18 protein-coding genes are annotated in these 16,574 nt (G+C 73.0%); 13 read left to right on the forward strand and 5 right to left on the reverse strand.

The genetic code is table 11. From position 1 onward, the window contains the following. The first annotated feature begins 93 nt into the window (after window positions 1-93). The 4 genes from ABZ464_RS44320 to ABZ464_RS44335 all read left to right on the forward strand — a co-directional run bounded on the left by ABZ464_RS44320 (window position 94) and on the right by ABZ464_RS44335 (window position 2,821). Complete coding sequence (locus tag ABZ464_RS44320; RefSeq protein ID WP_359287603.1) at window positions 94-600, forward strand: GNAT family N-acetyltransferase; 507 nt, start codon at window positions 94-96, stop codon at window positions 598-600. A 4-nt stretch (window positions 601-604) separates the two neighbouring features. Next, on the forward strand, window positions 605-1,618 hold the full coding sequence (locus ABZ464_RS44325) for a glycosyl hydrolase (protein WP_359287604.1): 1,014 nt from the start codon (window positions 605-607) through the stop codon (window positions 1,616-1,618). Between the two features lie 62 nt (window positions 1,619-1,680). Further along, window positions 1,681-2,301 (forward strand): M23 family metallopeptidase, encoded by a 621-nt coding sequence (locus ABZ464_RS44330; protein ID WP_359287605.1) that lies wholly within the window; start codon window positions 1,681-1,683, stop codon window positions 2,299-2,301. Window positions 2,302-2,344: 43 nt separating this feature from the next. Next, window positions 2,345-2,821, forward strand: coding sequence for a GNAT family N-acetyltransferase (locus tag ABZ464_RS44335; RefSeq protein ID WP_359287606.1), 477 nt, complete (start codon window positions 2,345-2,347; stop codon window positions 2,819-2,821). On the opposite strand, the gene ABZ464_RS44340 is transcribed toward ABZ464_RS44335, so the two are convergent. From ABZ464_RS44340 to ABZ464_RS44350, 3 genes are all read right to left on the reverse strand, one after another. Beyond that, entirely contained in the window at window positions 2,784-3,665 is an 882-nt protein-coding gene (locus ABZ464_RS44340) for an RNA polymerase sigma-70 factor (RefSeq protein ID WP_359287607.1), read from the reverse strand. The two genes, ABZ464_RS44335 and ABZ464_RS44340, sit on opposite strands and share 38 nt — an antisense overlap. Window positions 3,666-3,691: 26 nt before the next feature. Then, window positions 3,692-4,867, reverse strand: coding sequence for an FAD-dependent oxidoreductase (locus ABZ464_RS44345; RefSeq protein ID WP_359287608.1), 1,176 nt, complete (start codon window positions 4,865-4,867; stop codon window positions 3,692-3,694). A gap of 370 nt (window positions 4,868-5,237) precedes the next feature. After that, complete coding sequence (locus tag ABZ464_RS44350; RefSeq protein WP_359287609.1) at window positions 5,238-7,529, reverse strand: LuxR C-terminal-related transcriptional regulator; 2,292 nt, start codon at window positions 7,527-7,529, stop codon at window positions 5,238-5,240. A 193-nt stretch (window positions 7,530-7,722) separates the two neighbouring features. Here ABZ464_RS44350 and ABZ464_RS44355 point away from each other — a divergent pair, with 193 nt between their 5' ends. From ABZ464_RS44355 to ABZ464_RS44380, 6 genes are all read left to right on the forward strand, one after another. Then, the gene (locus tag ABZ464_RS44355; protein WP_359287610.1) at window positions 7,723-7,911 is read left to right on the forward strand and encodes a hypothetical protein; all 189 of its coding nucleotides are present in this window, start codon (window positions 7,723-7,725) and stop codon (window positions 7,909-7,911) included. Window positions 7,912-8,021: 110 nt separating this feature from the next. Further along, the gene (locus ABZ464_RS44360) at window positions 8,022-8,549 is read left to right on the forward strand and encodes an FxLYD domain-containing protein (RefSeq protein WP_359287611.1); all 528 of its coding nucleotides are present in this window, start codon (window positions 8,022-8,024) and stop codon (window positions 8,547-8,549) included. A gap of 170 nt (window positions 8,550-8,719) precedes the next feature. Next, the gene (locus tag ABZ464_RS44365) at window positions 8,720-9,757 is read left to right on the forward strand and encodes a M4 family metallopeptidase (RefSeq protein WP_359287612.1); all 1,038 of its coding nucleotides are present in this window, start codon (window positions 8,720-8,722) and stop codon (window positions 9,755-9,757) included. 24 nt (window positions 9,758-9,781) lie between these two features. After that, window positions 9,782-10,057, forward strand: a complete 276-nt coding sequence (locus tag ABZ464_RS44370; protein WP_359287613.1) for a protealysin inhibitor emfourin — start codon at window positions 9,782-9,784, stop codon at window positions 10,055-10,057. A gap of 160 nt (window positions 10,058-10,217) precedes the next feature. Next, the gene (locus ABZ464_RS44375) at window positions 10,218-10,496 is read left to right on the forward strand and encodes a hypothetical protein (protein WP_359287623.1); all 279 of its coding nucleotides are present in this window, start codon (window positions 10,218-10,220) and stop codon (window positions 10,494-10,496) included. 122 nt (window positions 10,497-10,618) lie between these two features. Continuing rightward, window positions 10,619-11,308: a DUF6445 family protein gene (locus ABZ464_RS44380; RefSeq protein ID WP_359287614.1), complete on the forward strand. Its 690-nt coding sequence runs from the start codon at window positions 10,619-10,621 to the stop codon at window positions 11,306-11,308. A gap of 34 nt (window positions 11,309-11,342) precedes the next feature. Here ABZ464_RS44380 and ABZ464_RS44385 read toward each other — a convergent pair whose 3' ends face one another. Both ABZ464_RS44385 and ABZ464_RS44390 read right to left on the reverse strand, forming a co-directional pair. Beyond that, the gene (locus ABZ464_RS44385) at window positions 11,343-12,551 is read right to left on the reverse strand and encodes a Xaa-Pro peptidase family protein (RefSeq protein ID WP_359287615.1); all 1,209 of its coding nucleotides are present in this window, start codon (window positions 12,549-12,551) and stop codon (window positions 11,343-11,345) included. Window positions 12,552-12,629: 78 nt separating this feature from the next. Next, window positions 12,630-13,325: an MOSC N-terminal beta barrel domain-containing protein gene (locus tag ABZ464_RS44390; protein WP_359287616.1), complete on the reverse strand. Its 696-nt coding sequence runs from the start codon at window positions 13,323-13,325 to the stop codon at window positions 12,630-12,632. Between the two features lie 208 nt (window positions 13,326-13,533). Between ABZ464_RS44390 and ABZ464_RS44395 the strand changes: the two genes are divergently transcribed. From ABZ464_RS44395 to ABZ464_RS44405, 3 genes are all read left to right on the forward strand, one after another. Next, window positions 13,534-14,322, forward strand: a complete 789-nt coding sequence (locus ABZ464_RS44395) for a DUF4142 domain-containing protein (RefSeq protein WP_359287624.1) — start codon at window positions 13,534-13,536, stop codon at window positions 14,320-14,322. Between the two features lie 334 nt (window positions 14,323-14,656). Then, complete coding sequence (locus ABZ464_RS44400; protein WP_359287617.1) at window positions 14,657-15,628, forward strand: LAETG motif-containing sortase-dependent surface protein; 972 nt, start codon at window positions 14,657-14,659, stop codon at window positions 15,626-15,628. 179 nt (window positions 15,629-15,807) lie between these two features. Next, complete coding sequence (locus ABZ464_RS44405) at window positions 15,808-16,437, forward strand: hypothetical protein (protein WP_359287618.1); 630 nt, start codon at window positions 15,808-15,810, stop codon at window positions 16,435-16,437. Window positions 16,438-16,574: the final 137 nt, after the last annotated feature.

Here is a 16,574-nt window from a genome sequence, read left to right on the forward strand (position 1 = left end):
GTGGGGGGAACGGATGCGCGTACTGGCCGTTCAGTGGTCCGTTGCCGCCGACCGGCCCATCGGTTGCCGGGTGCGGCCTCATAGCATCGCCGCATGGTTGAGGCGGAGTGGCGGACGCGGCAGGCGACCGAGGCGGACGTAGAGGCGGTCGCCGAGGTGCGGGCGGTGGCGATGCGCGGGGATCTGGAGCGGCTCGGGCGGTACGACGAGCACCGGGTGCGGCAGCGGCTGCGGGACGCGTGGGCGCCCGGGAACACGCTGGTCGTCGAGGAGGGCGGCACGGTGGTGGGGTGTGTCGCGCTGCGGCAGGGCGAGGACGCGCACTGGCTGGAGCACTTCTATCTCGCCCCCCGGCTGCAGGGGCGGGGCATAGGGACCGCCCTGTTGCGGGACCTGCTGGAGACCGCCGACCGCGAGGGGCGGCGGGTGCGGCTGAACGTGCTGCAGGGCAGCGCGGCCCGGCGGCTGTACGAACGGCACGGGTTCACGCTGGAGGAGGAGGACGCCGTGGATGTCTTCCTGGTGCGCGAACCGCGTCCCCAGTACGGGTGGTTCGAGGGCGAGTCCGGATTGCGGGCGGGGGGCTTGCGGTCATCATGAACCGGTGCTCCAGTCGGCAATCCGCCCCGTTCGCCCCTTCCTGACGCTCCTTCTGGTCGTCCTCGTCCTGCTCGCCGGGCCCGCGTGCGTCCCCGACGGGGAGTGGGCGGCGGGCGTGCCCGACGGGAAGTCGCCCGGCGGGCCGCCGCCCGCGCCCTTCGGGGCGTACGTCGGCTACGGCTCGGAGGGTGTGCGGCGGATCTCCGAGCTGGACGGCTGGCTCGGGCCGGCCACGCCCCGGGTCGGGCACGCCTATCTGGCGGGGGACCGGTGGGGCCACATCGAGGGCGAGCCCGGCGATCTGCACCACTGGGCGCAGTGGCGCCGGGCCCGCGCCGACCGGCTGTTCGTGCTGAACGTGCCGATGCTGGACCGCGCGGAGGCGCATCTGTCGGACCGTACGGTGCGCAGGCTGCTGCACGACGGGGCGGACGGCGCGTACGACGGGCATTTCCGTACGCTGGCCCGCCGGCTGGTGTCGCTGGGCATCCCGGACACCGTGCTGGTGGTGGGCTGGGAGATGAACGGGATCACCTACACCCATCGGTGCGGGCCCGACCCCGAGGCCTGGAAGGCGTACTGGGTGCGGATCGTGGAGACCATGCGGTCGGTGCCGGGGCAGCGGTTCCGGTTCGAGTTCGCGCCGAACCGGGGGCGGGACGCCGTCCCGTGGCCCCTCTGCTACCCGGGCGACCGGTACGTCGACGTGATCGGCATGGACGCCTACGACCAGCCGCGGGGCATGTCCTTCGACGAACAGGTCCATGAGCCGTACGGTCTCGCGGAGCACGTACGGTTCGCGCGGGCGCACCACAAGGCGTTCTCGTACCCGGAGTGGGGGCTGTTCCGCAACGGCGACAACCCGGCGTACGTACGCGGCATGCTCACCTGGTTCGCCCGGCAGCGGCCGCTGTACCAGACCATCAGCGACTACTGCCCGCACGGCGTGTGGCGGTGCCCGGCGAATCCGAGGTCGTCGCAGGTGTACCGGAGGCTGCTGGTGGAGCCGTTCGACTGAAAAAGGGTGTGTGTCGGGCGGTGTGCCCGGGCCCTCCCCCTCGCCGGTCCGATGATCACACAATGCGACGAGAACACTCCCTCGCTACGGCGACCGCCGGGCTGTCCGTCCTCCTGGTCCTGCTCACCGCCGCGCCCTCCGGCGCCGGAGGCGACGGCGACCCCCGCGGCGGCAGAGACAGCGGCGGCGATCCGGTCGTGGTCGACCCCTCCGGCCGCGCCGGCCACTGCCCCGTCGGGCGGCGCGGCCGGGAGCCCCACCACCGCACCGGCGGCCCCTGGACCGCGCCGACCCGCGGCTACTGGCTCTCCGCCGGTTACGCCGCCAAGGGCGACCGCTGGGCCCACCGACACACCGGACAGGACTTCGCCGTCCCCGCCGGCACCCCCGTGCACTCCGTCGGACCGGGCACCGTCGAGGCCACCACCTGCGGCGACGGCTTCGGCAACCAGGTCGTCGTCCGCCACCCCGGCGGTTTCTTCACCCAGTACGCCCATCTCTCCCGGATCGACGTCCGCCGCGGCGACCGCGTCTTCCCCGGCACCCGCCTCGGCCTCGCCGGCGCCACCGGCAACGCCACCGGCCCCCATCTGCACTTCGAGGTACGGAGGACGCCGTACATGGGCTCGGCGGTGGCGCCGCTGCCCTGGCTGAGGGAGAAGGACGTACGGCTCGGCAGCTGAAACGGCGTGGACAGGGCGCACGCCCCTGGCCCATGCTCCGCCCATGATCCGAGCCGCCACCGTCGACGACGTCCCCGAGATCCGCGCCCTGATCCGCGAACTCGCCGCCTACGAGAAGGCCGGGCACGAGGCCCGCGCCACCGAGGAGCAGCTGAGGGAGGCCCTGTTCGGGGAGCGTCCCGCCGCGCACGTCCTGATCGCCGAGGACGACGACACGGGCAAGGCCGTGGGGTTCGCCCTGTGGTTCCCGCGGTTCTCGACCTGGACCGGCACCCGGGCCATGCACCTGGAGGATCTCTACGTCCGGCCCGAGGCCCGCGGCGCCGGTCATGGCGTCGCCCTGCTGAGCGCCCTCGCGGCGCACTGTGTCCGCGAGGGCTGGGAGCGGTTCGAGTGGTGGGTGCTGGCCTGGAACGAGCCGACGGTCGACTTCTACACCTCGCTCGGTGTGGAGTTCCTCGACGAGTGGCGGATCTGCCGGCTCACCGGGGAGCCGCTGGCGGCTCTCGCAGGCCGCTGAGCTTGTCCGGGTTGACCTGGATGCGGACGTTGCGCATCCGGCCGTCCGCCAGGTCGAAGGTGAGCGCGCCGACCGGGGTGCCGCCGATGACGTAGACGATGCCGAGCTCGCCGTTGAGGACGGCGGGCCGCATCCGGACGCCCGCCGACTGGGGCTTGGCGAGGACGCCGAGGATCCAGCGGGCCACGTGGTCGGGGCCGTCGAGGGGACGGCGGGCGGCGGTGACCTTGCCGCCGCCGTCGGACCAGCAGGTGACGTCGGGGGCGAGGAGTTCCATCAGGGCGTTCAGGTCGCCGCCCTCGCAGGCGTCGATGAAACGGGTGGTGAGTTCGGCGCGGCGGGTGTCGTCGGCGTCGAAGCGGGGACGGCGGGAGCGGACGTGGTCGCGGGCCCGGTGGGCGGTCTGGCGGACCGTCGGCTCGGGCCGGTCGAGGATCCGGGCGATCTCGGCGTGGGAGTAGCCGAACACCTCCCGGAGCACGAACACGGCGCGCTCCACGGGCGACAGGGTCTCCAGCACCACCAGCATCGCGGTGGACACGGTGTCCGCCATCTCGGTCTCCTCGGCCGGTGCGTCGGGTGCGGTGAGCAGGGGCTCCGGCAGCCAGGGGCCGACATAGCGCTCGCGGGTGGCGTGGGCGGAGGTGAGCCGGTTGAGGGAGAGGTTGGTGACCGTGCGGACCAGATAGGCGCGCGGGTTGCGGACGGCGGCCCGGTCGGCCTTGTCCCACTGGAGCCAGGCGTCCTGCAGGACGTCCTCGGCGTCGGCGACGCTGCCCAGCATGCGGTAGGCGGTCGCGAACAGCAGCCGGCGGTGCTCCAGGTACTGGTCCGTCTCGGTCATGACGTCCATCGTCTCCCCTCGTCCGCTCAGGAGGCGCGCCCGGCCCGGGAAAGGGTCGCGCTCACGTTCATCCGCCGGCTGAGCCGGTAGAACGGCACCGGGCTGGAGCTGACGAGTTCCTTGTAGCGGACCGCGGCCCGGCCGGTGAGGCAGGCGCGGCGCGGGCGATCGTCGGGGTGGGTGAACTGGATGACGGCGTCCCGGCGGCCCAGGCTCACCGCCTGGTGGACGTACCCGTACCGGAAGGGCCCCGGCTCCTTGCCGCGCAGCCGGCGGGCGAGGGCGTCGGCGGCGTACTGCGCGGTCGGCATCCCGCTGCCGCAGGTGCCGTGCAGGAGCCCCCAGGGCATGCGGACGGCGGCGCAGTCGCCGATCGCGTACACGGAAGGGTGCGAGACCGAGCGCAGGGTGGGGTCGGTGACGATCCGGCCGCGCTCGTCGACGGTGAGGCCGGCCTCGGCGGCCAGTGCCGGGACCCGCACCCCGGCCGTCCACACGCACACCTCGGCGGTGAGGGTCTCCCCGCCCGCCAGTTCCACGGCGTCCGGCAGCACCTTGGCGACCCGTGCCCCGGCGCGGACCTCGACGCCGAGCCGGTCCAGGGCCCGGCGCAGATGGGCCCGCGCCCGGTCGCCCATCAGCGCGCCGGGTTCCTCCGCTCCGACGAGGGTGACGCGCAGACCGGGGTGGGACTCGGCGATCTCGGTGGCCGTCTCCACCCCGGTGAGCCCGCTGCCGCACACGGCCACCGACCCCGCCCCGTCGAGCCGGGCCGCGAGCCGTCCGGCCGCCTCGCGCCCGTTCAGCGTGTACGCGTGCTGCGCGGCCCCCGGGACCGGGCCGGTGTCGGTCGCGCTGCCGAGGGCGACGACGAGGGTGTCGTACGAGAGGGTCGCGGCGCCCCGGTCGAGGACGAGCGTGTGCGCCTCGGGGTCGAGGGCGGTGGCGGTGCCCTGGACGAAGGTGACGCCGGTGCCGGTGAGGAGGTCGGGGATGCGGTGGTCGGCGAGGTGCTGGCCGGTGGCGGTCTGGTGCAGCCGCAGCCGCTCGGTGAACCGGGCGGAGGGGTTGACCAGCGTGACGCGGGTGCCGGTGCGGCGGGTGCGGTGGGCCAGCCGGATGGCGGCGAACATACCGGTGTAGCCGGCGCCGAGGACGACGATGTGGTGGCTGGTGCGCTGCTTGCGGTGCGTGGTGGTCATGGCCGACTCCCTGGGTGGGGTCACCGTCCGGGTGGTCGGTGACGTCCATCGGTGACGTCCATGGGACAGACGGCGGGGGCCGGACGTGACAGGCCTTTATGTGATCCAGGTCACATTCTGGATCCAGGTCACAGCTGGAGGGGGCTGCCCCGCCGACCAGGGGCAGCCCCGCGTGCCGCCGGGGGCGGGTCCGGTGCCGGACGCCTGCCATGACAGCGCCGACCGAGGGTTCGGCCTGTCGGCCCCCGGCCCGTCCCGGCCCCGGGCGGCACCACCAGGCTGCCGCGCCCGGCGCGCCGCCGCACACCGGTGGGCGGAAGATCGGTACACCTACCCCACAGGAGACCGCGGCGTTTCTACCTACGTACGCCTACGGACCCGTCACCGTCGCCGGGATCTCCGTGCGGGAGGTGATGCCCAGCTTGGCGAGGATGTGCTCGACATGGGCGTCCACCGTGCGCTTGGAGATGACGAGCCGCTCGGCGATCTCCCGGTTGGACAGCCCGCGGGCGACGAGCGCGGCGACCTCCCGCTCGCGCCGGGTGAGGGAGTCCGCCGGGCGGGCGGCGCTCCGGGGAGCGGGCGGCCGTACGGCGGCCGACGGGCCCTCCGGCACCTCCGCGTCCGCCCGCACCGCCTCCAGCACCTCCCGCCCCGACATCCGCGCCCCCGTCTCCCGCCACCGCTCGAACGCCTCCGGGCCGAGCGCCGCCCGCACCGCCCGCTGCACCTCCTCCTGCTCCTCGACCAGCCGGGGCAGCAGCGCCACCGGATCCCCGCTCAGCCGGCGCGCGTTCTCGGCGTACCCGAGCAGCCAGCAGGCCCGGGTGGGCCGGCCGCCCCGGGCCGCGTGCCAGGCCAGACCCAGCGCGGCCAGCGCCGCCACCAGCACCTCCCCGATCTCGCTCACCGCCTCCAGACCCCGCCGCAGACACGCCTCGCCCTCGGCGTCCTCACCGGCCAGCATGTGGATGACGCCCTTCGTCGTCACCGTCGACGCGTACAGCTGCCGCTCGCCCCACTCCTCCAGATACGACAGCCCCGTCGCGCACAGCTCCAGCGCGCCCGCCGGGTCCCCGAACACGGCCCGCAGCAGGGCCGCCTCGTAGTGCACGACCCCGATCCCCAGCCGGTCCCCGGAGGCGACGATCCGCAGCCGGGCCGACTCCACCTCGGCGAGCCCCTGCTCCACCGCCCCGCCGAACGCCGTCATCGCCCCGAGATACGCCTCCGCCGACAGTTCCACCCGCGACTCCCCCACCCGGCGCGCCACCTCGTGGGCCCGCGGGAACCGCTCCAGCGCCGTCTCCAGATCCGCCGTCCACACCCCGAAGATCCCGGTCATCAGCAGCGCCCAGGCCCGCTCCGGGCAGTCCTCGGTGACCGGCTCCAGCGCCTTGTCGATCCAGTGCCGCCCCTCCGACAGGGTGCCCGCCGCCCGCCAGTACGGCCCGAGCCGCGTCGCCAGCCACAACGCGTCCACCGCCCGCCCCGGCTCCGCGCACCCGTACTCCAGGGCGGCCCGCACATCGGCGATCTCCTCCCGCACCGCCCGGTGCAGCGCCACCTGCGCCGGGCTCAGGAACTCGTCCCAGAACCGGCCCACCAGCCGCTCGTAGTACGCGAAGTGCCGCTGCCGTACGGCGTCGGCGGCGCCCTCCGCCCCGGCCGGGCGCCCCGCGCCGTACTCCCGGATCGTGTCCAGCAGCCGGTAGCGTCCGCCGTCCTCCCCGATGCGCTGCACGACGGACTTGTCGACGAGTCCGATCAGCGCGCCCACCACCTCCGCCCGCGGTAACTCCCCGCCCCCGCACACCGCTTCGGCCGCCGACAGCTCGAAGGAGCCCGCGAACACCGCGAGCCGCGCCCACAGCAGCCGCTCCTCGGGCGTGCACAGGTCGTAGGACCAGTCGATGGCCGTCCGCAGGGTCTGGTGCCGGGTCAGCGCGGTACGGCGGCCCCCCGTCAGCACCTCGAACCGCCGGCCCAGCCGCGCCACCAGCTCCGCGAGCGGCACCGCGCGCAGCCGTACGGCGGCGAGTTCCAGGGCGAGCGGCATCCCGTCGAGACGGTCGACCAGGGCGAGCGTGCGCTGCCGGTCGTCCTCGCTCAGGGTGGTGACGGCACTGGCCCGGCGCAGAAACAGCTCCAGCGCGTCGTCCCTGCTCAGCGGGGTGATCGGCACACAGTGCTCGCCGGGGACGTCGAGCGGCTGCCGACTGGTGGCCAGCACCGTCAGCCCCGGCGCCTCCCGCAGCAGGATGTCGCAGAGCATCGCGCAGGCGTCGACCAGATGCTCACAGGTGTCCAGCACCAGCAGCATCCGCCGCTCCCGCAGATGCTCCACCACCGCGTCCAGCGGGGTCATCCCCGGCTGCTCGGGCAGCTCCAGCACCGCGGCGAGGGTGGCCGGCACCAGCTCCGGATCGTGCAGCGCGGACAGCTCCACCAGCCAGACGCCGTCCCCGAACCGCGCCGCCGAGGCCCCGGCCGCCCTGAGCGCCGTACGGCTCTTGCCGACCCCGCCCGGGCCGACCAGCGTGACGAGCCGGAAGCGCACCACCGCGTCCCTGATCAGAGCGAGTTCCTCGGCTCTGCCCACGAAACTGGTGATCTCGACGGGGAGTTGTCCGCCGCGCCGCTGTCCGAAGCCGAATCCCATGCCACTCCCGCACACGCTCTCCACCGATCCACCAATCAACCATCACAGCGTAAGCACATGATCGCCGAGCGTGAAGGGTGCGTAGGTGTCACCGGGGAGGACGACGGGCCTCGAAAATCCGCGCGAGGGATGAAGGCCGTGGCGGACACTGTGGATGCCACTCACGGGGGACGGGGGGACGAGGGGGACGGAATTGAGCAGACGGCGCTATGTCGCCCGGGGCGTTCCCGGCGGGTATCGCATCTGGGACCACCGGCGCCGGGGCTGGTGGGGCGACTTCTACGAGCTGTGCCCGGACGACCTGTTGGCCGCGCTGAACGCGGGGGCCGAGCAGACGCGGATCGTGGAGCTGATGCGCCGGTACAAGAAGGCGAAACGCTGATCTCCCCGGCGGACCGGTGAGCGTCTGCCATCCGTCCGGGTGACCCGGCGTGCGCTGCGGCCCGGCCGCGCCTTCACTGGAAGGAGTCCCGGGACTCATCAGGAGGCGAGATGCCGCGCACCAAGGGCGTGCTGCTGACGGCGGTGGCGGTCTGCTGCGCCGTCGGTCTGACCGGCTGCTCGGACGACAACACCCCCTCGTCGGTGTCGTCCGCCGCCAGCAAGGCCGCCAGCATCGCCGCCTCCGCGGCGGAGTCACTGGGCGGCGAGGCCACGGCGGCCGCCTCCTCCCTCGCCTCCGAGGCGGCGTCGGCGTTCGAGTCCGCGACCGCCGAGGCCGGCCGGCAGCTGGCCGAGATCAAGGACGGCGTCGACGTGAAGTCCGACGCGAAGCTCGGCACGCCCGGCACGGACCAGGGCCGCGCCACGGTCGACGTCACCGTCACCAACACCGCGGACTCCACGAAGTCCTTCGCCGTCCAGGTCGACTTCACCGACGCCGACGGCAACCTCCTCGACACGGTCGTCGTCACCGTCTCCGACGTGGCCGCCGGAAAGACCGGCACGGCGACGGCCCGCAGCAACCGCGACCTGACCGGCACGGTGAAGACCCGGGTGGCGCGGGCGGTGCGGTACTGAGACGCCGTCACCCGCCCGGCATGCGGGAGAGAGCGCCCGGGCGCAGAATAAGAAGCATGGGACCCCTTCGGCCCGCGTGAGTCACGCGGCCCCGGCCCCGGGTCCCCGCGCTGGGGACCCGTGGCCCATCACCCCTTCGTACAAGCCCTCTTGCAAGGAGGGACACCCCCATGCGCCCCGTCTGCGGCATCCTGCCGCCGTTCATCCTCGAAAAACTCACCGAGGCCGACAACCCGCACGTGCGGGAGGCCGCGCACAACACGCTGGCCGTCGACGCCGACTTCCGGCAGAACCGGATCGAGACGCCCAGTCTGGCCTCCCCCGCCGCGCCCACGGAGTTCGTCCTCGACCGGACGCTGTACGACACCCACCACACCACCGCGCTCCCCGGCGACCTGGTCCGGCGGGAGAGCGGCGACCCGTCGCTGGACGGCACGGTCAACCGCGCGTACGAGAGCCTCGGTCTGACCTTCACGCTCTACAAGGAGGTCTACGGCCGGCACTCGATCGACGACGCCAATCTGCCGCTGGACTCGACGGTCCACTACCGTCGCCGTTTCAACAACGCCTTCTGGGACGGCGAGCGGATGGTCTTCGGCGACGGTGACGCCGTCGTGTTCAACGACTTCACCATCTCGGTCGACATCATCGGCCATGAACTCACCCACGGTGTCACGCAGTACACCGCAGGTCTCGTCTACCGGGACCAGTCCGGCGCGCTCAACGAGTCGATCTCGGACGTCTTCGGTTCGCTGGTCAAGCAGTACGACCGCCACCAGACCGCCGACCAGGCCGACTGGCTGATCGGCGCGGGCCTGTTCACCCCGCAGGTGCGCGGACAGGCCCTGCGGTCGATGCGGGAACCGGGGTCCGCGTTCGACGACCGGCTGCTGGGCGGCAAGGACCCGCAGCCCAGCCATATGACCCACTACGTCGAGGGCGACTTCGACAACGGCGGGGTGCACATCAACTCCGGCATCCCCAACCACGCCTTCTATCTGACCGCGATCGCCATCGGCGGTTTCGCCTGGGAGCGGGCGGGACGCATCTGGTACGAGACGATCACCTCCGGGCGGCTCTCCGAGACCTGCGACTTCCAGGAGTTCGCGCAGGCGACGAGGGACACGGCCGAGCGGCTCTACGGCACCCGGCTGGAGCTGGAGTCCGTGGTCAAGGCCTGGTCCGACGTGGGTCTGAGTGTCCACTGAACCGTCCACCGAACCGGGAGCGACATGCGCATCCGGCTGATCAGGAGCGGGGGACTGCTCGGCGTGCCCCGGCGGGCCGAGGCGGACACGGCCGCCCGGCCCGACGGGGCCGCGCTGGAAGAGCTCGCGTACGAGGTCCTCGCCGCGGCGGACGGGCCGCCCCCGTCCGGGCCCGGCGTGCCCGACGCCTACCGGTACACGCTGACCGTGGACGACCAGCCGCCGGTGGAGTTCACCGACCCCGGGCTGACCGACGCCCAACTCCGGCTGGTGGAACGGGTGCTGGGGGAGGGGTTCTGAGGCATCCGTGCCGCTGGTCGAGTAGGGCGTCCCCCGTCCGTTGAGTACCCGTACTCAGGAGAGTGCGTCCGGCTTCCCGCAGGCTGGTGCCACAAGCCGACCTGAGGGAGAGTCCACCGTGAGCAGCACGTCCACCGCCCGCCGTCGTGTCCTCCGTGCCCTGGGCCTCGCCCTGGTGGCCACCGCCGCCGCCGGGCTGCTGTCCGCGTGCTCGTTCCGGATCCAGGACGCGCAGTGCGGCGACGGCGAGTACCCGGTCCTCGCCGTCAACAGCAGCGGCGGCCAGTGTGTGCAGGACGGCCAGGAGCCGCCCAAGGGCTGGGCCCGCTACCCGGAGGGCAAGGTCCCGGAGTACGTCGGCGACCGATGGGACGAGTACTGGACCACCCACACCCTCGACGAGAACGGGAAGATCGTCACGCTCCCCGAGGGGCAGTGAACCGGCGGTTCCTCCAACAGAGGATCTCTTGACCGGGATTGACGTCCCGTTGACCACTTCTCTGCGTACTCCGGGGGAAATCGCGGGCGAGCCCTGACGGACCCCCGGCCTAGATTCGCCGCATGTCCATGCCACAGCCGAGGCCGGCGGCGGCCCTCCCCGTCCTGCCCTACCGCAAACCCACCAAGGGCCGTGACTACTGGGTCCTGGACGACGTCTTCCCCGAGGACGGCATCGCCGCGATCCGCGAGCGGTGCCTGGCCAGGGACGACTGGGTCAAGGGGCACCCGTACACCTCGGAGAGCTGGCCGGGGCTGCGGACCATGCCCGGCCTGGAGCCCGGGGAACTCGCCCGGGTGGAGCGGCGGGTACGGGAGGCCACCGGGGCCCGGCGGCTGTGGGTGCAGCAGGCGCCCGGCGGCGGCACCCTCAACCACAACTGCGTCCAGGTCGTCGGCGAGGGCGAGAGCACCGCCCGCCCGCACTCCGACTCGCGCGCGCTGTGCCGGTACGCGGCCGTGCTGTACCTCAACCCCGCGGTGCCCAAGGACTGCGGGACCAGCTTCTACCGGCAGTCGCTGCCGGGCGGGCGGCTCGGCGGCAACGTCGTCCAGGCCCCGCACCACAACCTCGTCGAGGCCCTCGGCACCCGGTTCGTCGCGCCCGACGCCTTCGAGGAGGACGTACGGGTCCCGCACCGCGCGGGCCGGCTGCTGCTCTACCACGCCAACCTCGTGCACAGCGCGACCGGTTACTGCGGTACGACGCTGGAGGAGAAGCGGATGACGGCGGTGTTCTTCTGGATGGCCTGAGCCGGCCGTCCGGGTCGTCCGGATCACCCGCGTTTCAGCCGACCACCCCGAGCGCGGGGTCGGCGGCGCCCAGCCTGCGGACGCCCTCCGCCGTGCACACCACGGTGTCCCCGAGCCGCACCCCGAGCCGGCCGGGCAGCAGGACCCCCGCCGCCACGTGCACACACATGCCGGGCGCGAGGAGCCCGGTGCCGCCCGGGACGAGATACGGCGGCTCGTACGGGGTGACGCCCAGGCCGTGACCGGTGGCCGGGAGGGCGTCCGCGCCGTGTCCGGCGGCCGCGAGGACCGCGCGGGCCGCCCGGTCGGGCTCCGCGCACGGCACCCCCGGGAGCATCGCCGCCAGGGCCGCGTCCTCGGCCGTACGGACGATCTCGTGCAGCCTGCGCAGCCGGTCCGGCGGTGGCCCCACGTGGACCGTGCGGGTGAGGGCGCAGGCGTAGCCGTTCCGGCGGCCCCCGAGATCCAGGACGACCGTGTCGCCGGGTTCGATCCTGCGTTCGCCGGGCCGGTGGCCGGGGTCCGCGCCCAGGGCTCCGCAGGCGACCCCGGCCCGGTCGACCCGGTCGTGGCCGTGGGCGCGCAGGAGGCCCGCGAGGTCGGCGGCCAGCTCGGACTCACGGCGGCCGCTGAACCGTACGGCCAGCATCGCCTCGTACGCGGCGTCCGCGGCGGCGGCCGCGGCGGCGAGGCGGCCCGTCTCCTCCTCGTCCTTGACCGCCCTGAACAGGGGGAGGGCGGTGGACAGCGGCCGGTAGGTGGTGAGGGGCAGGGCCTCCTCCAGGCCGAGCAGATGGACGGACCAGGTGGCGTCGCCGATGCCGTAGTGGCCGTGCGGCAGGAGCAGACCGGCCGCGGCGGCGTACGGGTCCTGGCCGTCGGCCCAGGCGGTGAGCCGGACCGCACCGGCGACGGGCCCCGCCGAGACGTCCGCGAGATCGCGCGCGGGGACCAGCAGACGGGGCTCGGCCTCCGGGGTGAGGACGAGCAGGGTGAGCCGATCCGGCGCGCTCCCCGGCCGGTGCCCGCACAACCAGACCAGATCGGGCCCACCGGTGACAAGCACCCCACTGAGCCGCACAGCAGCAGCCTCCCCGGCGGCCCGGTACAGCCGCCCGGCATACACACGCGGGGAGAAGGGGGCGGCCACGGGGTACTCCGGCTCGGGATACTCCGGCTCGGGGTTCCCCGGCTCACCCTTCTCCAGCTCACCCTTCTCCGGATTGCGCTCGTCGGGGCTCATCCCCCCATTCGAACCGGCGAGCGGCGAGGAGGAGGGGTGGGGAGGGCCGTATGGGTGGAGGAGAGGGGGTGGGGGTGGTCACCCGAGCGTCTTCACCTCGTCGCCCACCGTCACCCGTCCCGGTCGCCGTACCTCGAAGTACGCGCCGAAGACGACCCCGCCGTCCGCGCGGCGGTAGTCGGCGAGGGTGCGCAGGGGCTCGGGGCCCGCGCGACGGCCGGTGGCCTGGTCGACCATGGTGACGGCGCAGCGGACCGTGAGCTGGGTGAACGCCAGTTCGGTGCCGGCGATGGCGAGACGGGGGGTGTCGTCCTCGGTGTGCGGGGTGGTCCAGCCGTCGACGACGAGGTTGGGACGGAAACGGTTCATGGGGAGGGGGGCGGCGCCACGGGCGGCGATGCGCCGGTTGAGGGCGTCCAGGCCGGCCCGGGAGATGACGTGCAGCCGGGAGGCGTTCCCGGCGGAGGTGCGGACCAGTCGGCTCGGGCGGCCCAGGACCCGGGTCAGCCAGGCGTCGGCCCCGGGGCCGGGTCCGGTCACCGTGAGCGGCTCGGCCTCCGGCGCCCTGAGCGTCAGCTCGCCGTCCCGCAGTTCCGGGGCGATCACCGCGAGCCGCGGGTCCGCGCCCTGCCAGCGGAGGTCGCCCTGCTCGTCCGCGACCGCCCAGGCACGGTCGTCGAGCAGCCCCTCCGAAGTCACCGTCGCCTCCGTGAGCGCGACCCCCGCGCACCCCTTCACCGGGTAGTACGTGATCCCGACGACATTCGCTCGCATCGACGCCCCCTCGCGACGGCCCAGTTCAACGGCCCAGCTCAACGGCCAGTTTCTGATGGGAACTCATACAGCCGCAAAGATTTTACGAACCACATAGAGTCGCGGCGGCTCCCCATGCGTACTCCAGTGCGTCCGACCCCCGCCGGAGTCCTACCGTCGGCGGATCCCCGACCGGGCAGGAGGAACGGTGCAACTCTCGCGGAACGCGATGGGAACTCTCTTCGTTGGTGGAGCCCTGGCGCTGACTCTCGGCGCCCTCGCCTACCCCTCGATGCTGGGGTTGGACACGGTGTCGACCTCCACCGACAGAGTCATCGCGAACACCCAGTGGGGCCCCCTGACCGAGGGCGACCGCGACTTCGTCGTGAAGGTGCGGGCCGCCGGTCTGTGGGAGTACCCGGTGGGCCAGATCGGTCTGCAGAAGGGGACGAGCAAGGCCGTCCTCACCGCGAGCGAGCACCTCATCGACGGTCACGCCGCCCTCGACACCACCTGCCGCAAGATCGCGCCGATGCTGAACATCACGCTGCCCAACGTGGCGAGCCCCCAGCAGGAGGGCTTCGTGACCCAGCTCAAGGGCGATACCGGTGCGCAGTTCGACACCGACTTCGCCAACATCCTGCGCATGACGCACGGTTCCATCTTCAACACCGTGGCGAAGATCCGGTCGACGACGAAGAACTCCCTGGTGCGCGCCCTGGCCGACCAGGCCAACGACACCGTCCTGGACCACATCACGGTGATGGAGAAGACCGGTCTGGTCGACTTCGACTCGACGCTCTTCCAGCAGACCACCGCGCCCAAGCTGCCCAAGACGGACCTGACCCCGCCGGCCCCGCCCGCCGGTCAGCCGCAGATCGTCCTCACCCCGCCGCCGAACGCCACGTCCACCCCGGTGGACATCGACGGCATCGCGGGCGGCGCGGCCAACTCGACGGCCGGTGCGGGTGCCGGTGCCGGTGCGGGTGCCGCCGCGAACGCGGGCACGGGCGGCTGAGGCCAGGTCCCGACCTGGGCCGGGTCGGTTGGAAAGGGCTGAGCCGGAGGGCGTCGGTCACGGACGGAATTCTGTCCGGCTTGCCGGGAAAAGGAACCCGCGGGCGGTCCGGAGGGGAACGTTCCACACGTGATGAAGTCGTGATGGAAACTTGAACTCCCCAGGGTTTATCCCAGGTTGACAGCGATCTGGCAGGCGAACGACGATGGGCGAACACTGTGGCGCCTGTGACCCAAGGGCCCAGTGTTTCTCCGCTTCCTCTGATCTGACCAATCAGCCCTGGCATTGCCCCGGCATTCGCCAAGAACCGGCATTCGCCAAGAAATGGATACGCATGTCCATAGCGAGACGTGTCACCGTGCGCCGCCTGCTGGGGACGGGCGCCGCCACGCTCACCCTCTGCGCCGCCTCCGTGGCCGCCGCCTCCGGCGCCTTCGCGAACTCCGGGCCCGGCGGCGACGGCTGGAAGTCCGGCGGGCACTACCAGCCCGGCACCGGCGCGGGCACCGAGACGGGGACCGACCGCTGCCAGTTCTCGCTCGACGGCAAGAACTTCTTCGACTCGGTGCGGGTCGACGACCAGAACCTCAAGCCGACCCAGGACGGCAAGGTCCACATCGCCGTCCGCACGGCGGGCGACGCGAGCACCTGCACCGCCTCCCTGGCCTCCTACCTCGCCCACGGCGCCACCTTCGGCACCTCCGGTGAGCAGGTCTTCGTCGACTTCGACACCGTGACGGTCAAGCCCGGCCAGACCGACACCCTCGACATCGCCGTCCCCGACGCGGGCTGCTACGCCCAGATCGACCTCTACCGGGGCGCGGTGAAGTTCGACGGCAAGCTCGACGCGAAGGACGGCTTCGAACACGGCAACCTGCCCAAGGGCCCGGACCGTCCCGTCATCAAGGACAAGCTGATCGCGGCCTGGAACGGCGGCACGAAGGACTGCACGTCCACCGAGCAGCCCCCGTCCTCCCCGCCCCCGTCGACCCCGGCCGGGGGCGGCGGCTCCTCGCCGTCGCCGTCGGCGTCCGAGTCCACCCCCTCGGACGACTCGTCCGAGAGCACCTCGCCCTCGCCCTCCGCCTCGGAGTCCACGTCGACCGAGTCGGCCACGCCGACCCCGTCCGCCTCCGAGTCGAGCGGCACGCCCGTCACCGGCGGCAGCACCGGCGGTGGCGGCGACCTCGCCGAGACCGGCGCCAGCAGCAACACCCCGCTCTTCGCGGGCGGAGCCGCCGCGCTCCTGGCCGGCGGCGCCGCGATCGTGGTGGCCACCCGCCGCCGCAAGGCGACCCGCGCCTGACGCCTGCCTCCACGGCTTCTGCGGCTTCTCCGGTACGTCCGCCCCGGCACCCTCAAGGCGCCGGGGCGGACGTGCGTTTTCCGTAGTCCCCTACGTAGTTCCCACGATGTCCCGGCGCGACCGCCCGGGCGAGGATGCGTACCCACGCCCCCGCCCGGAGCGAAAGGACATCGGTTTCGATGCTTCCCTGGATCATGTGGTCGGTCATCATCCTGGCCCCGTTCGTCGTCGGCGGAACCCTCGCGGCCCGCACCCTGCGCCGGGCGCGCAAGGCGGACCGGGCGATGGCCGTCCTGGCGGGAGATCCCGGCTGGAGCCGACTGGAACGGGGCCCGGACGGCGCCGAATGGGCGGGGTACGCGGGCCACTTCCCCTGGCTGCTGCGCACCCTGCGCGGCCTCGGCGCGACCGGCCCGCTCGACGAGCACCGGGTCACCGTCGCCCGGCGCTGGGAGCAGTCCGGGCGCAGGGACGTACGGCACTGGCTGATCGTGTGCTTCGAGGTGCCCGGCGACCGCCCCGCCCTGCGCCTCGAGCGGGACTGGAGCGCGGCGAAGCTCGGCCTGCGCTCCCCCGGCGGCGTCCCGTACCTCACGATGAGCGACGACCCGGCGGGGACGGCCGAACGGTTCTACGCCTCCGACCTGCCCCAGCGGCTGGCCCGGTTCGCGGGACCCGCGGTCTCGGTCTCGGCGGACGGGGTGTGCTTCGTCTACCCGATGCCCGACGTGACGAGCATGGACAGTCTCCTGGAGGAACTGGCCGCCCTGATCCCGGACCTCACCGCACTCGCCCACGCCTCGGCCTAGGGCCTGTCCGGCGGATCAGGTCGCAGGAAGGCAACGGTGACCGATCAGCGCAGGTGAGCGGGGTCTGGTGGGCCCAACTGCAAGGCGGAGGAGGGCGTCGACGCGATGGGGGTCCCCCCGCTCGAGCGCAGCCGAGA

This window comes from Streptomyces sp. NPDC005820, from assembly GCF_040630255.1.
Classification (GTDB): Bacteria; Actinomycetota; Actinomycetes; order Streptomycetales; family Streptomycetaceae; genus Streptomyces.

Excerpts from the sequence above, each read along its gene's own strand:
- ABZ464_RS44320 (WP_359287603.1), top strand. The coding sequence starts at position 94 with ATGGTTGAGGCGGAGTGGCGGACGCGGCAGGCGACCGAGGCGGACGTA.
- ABZ464_RS44330 (WP_359287605.1), top strand. The coding sequence starts at position 1,681 with ATGCGACGAGAACACTCCCTCGCTACGGCGACCGCCGGGCTGTCCGTC.
- ABZ464_RS44335 (WP_359287606.1), top strand. The coding sequence starts at position 2,345 with ATGATCCGAGCCGCCACCGTCGACGACGTCCCCGAGATCCGCGCCCTG.
- ABZ464_RS44340 (WP_359287607.1), bottom strand. The coding sequence starts at position 3,665 with ATGACCGAGACGGACCAGTACCTGGAGCACCGCCGGCTGCTGTTCGCG.
- ABZ464_RS44345 (WP_359287608.1), bottom strand. The coding sequence starts at position 4,867 with ATGACCACCACGCACCGCAAGCAGCGCACCAGCCACCACATCGTCGTC.
- ABZ464_RS44350 (WP_359287609.1), bottom strand. The coding sequence starts at position 7,529 with ATGGGATTCGGCTTCGGACAGCGGCGCGGCGGACAACTCCCCGTCGAG.
- ABZ464_RS44360 (WP_359287611.1), top strand. The coding sequence starts at position 8,022 with ATGCCGCGCACCAAGGGCGTGCTGCTGACGGCGGTGGCGGTCTGCTGC.
- ABZ464_RS44365 (WP_359287612.1), top strand. The coding sequence starts at position 8,720 with ATGCGCCCCGTCTGCGGCATCCTGCCGCCGTTCATCCTCGAAAAACTC.
- ABZ464_RS44370 (WP_359287613.1), top strand. The coding sequence starts at position 9,782 with ATGCGCATCCGGCTGATCAGGAGCGGGGGACTGCTCGGCGTGCCCCGG.
- ABZ464_RS44380 (WP_359287614.1), top strand. The coding sequence starts at position 10,619 with ATGTCCATGCCACAGCCGAGGCCGGCGGCGGCCCTCCCCGTCCTGCCC.
- ABZ464_RS44385 (WP_359287615.1), bottom strand. The coding sequence starts at position 12,551 with ATGAGCCCCGACGAGCGCAATCCGGAGAAGGGTGAGCTGGAGAAGGGT.
- ABZ464_RS44390 (WP_359287616.1), bottom strand. The coding sequence starts at position 13,325 with ATGCGAGCGAATGTCGTCGGGATCACGTACTACCCGGTGAAGGGGTGC.
- ABZ464_RS44395 (WP_359287624.1), top strand. The coding sequence starts at position 13,534 with ATGGGAACTCTCTTCGTTGGTGGAGCCCTGGCGCTGACTCTCGGCGCC.
- ABZ464_RS44400 (WP_359287617.1), top strand. The coding sequence starts at position 14,657 with ATGTCCATAGCGAGACGTGTCACCGTGCGCCGCCTGCTGGGGACGGGC.
- ABZ464_RS44405 (WP_359287618.1), top strand. The coding sequence starts at position 15,808 with ATGCTTCCCTGGATCATGTGGTCGGTCATCATCCTGGCCCCGTTCGTC.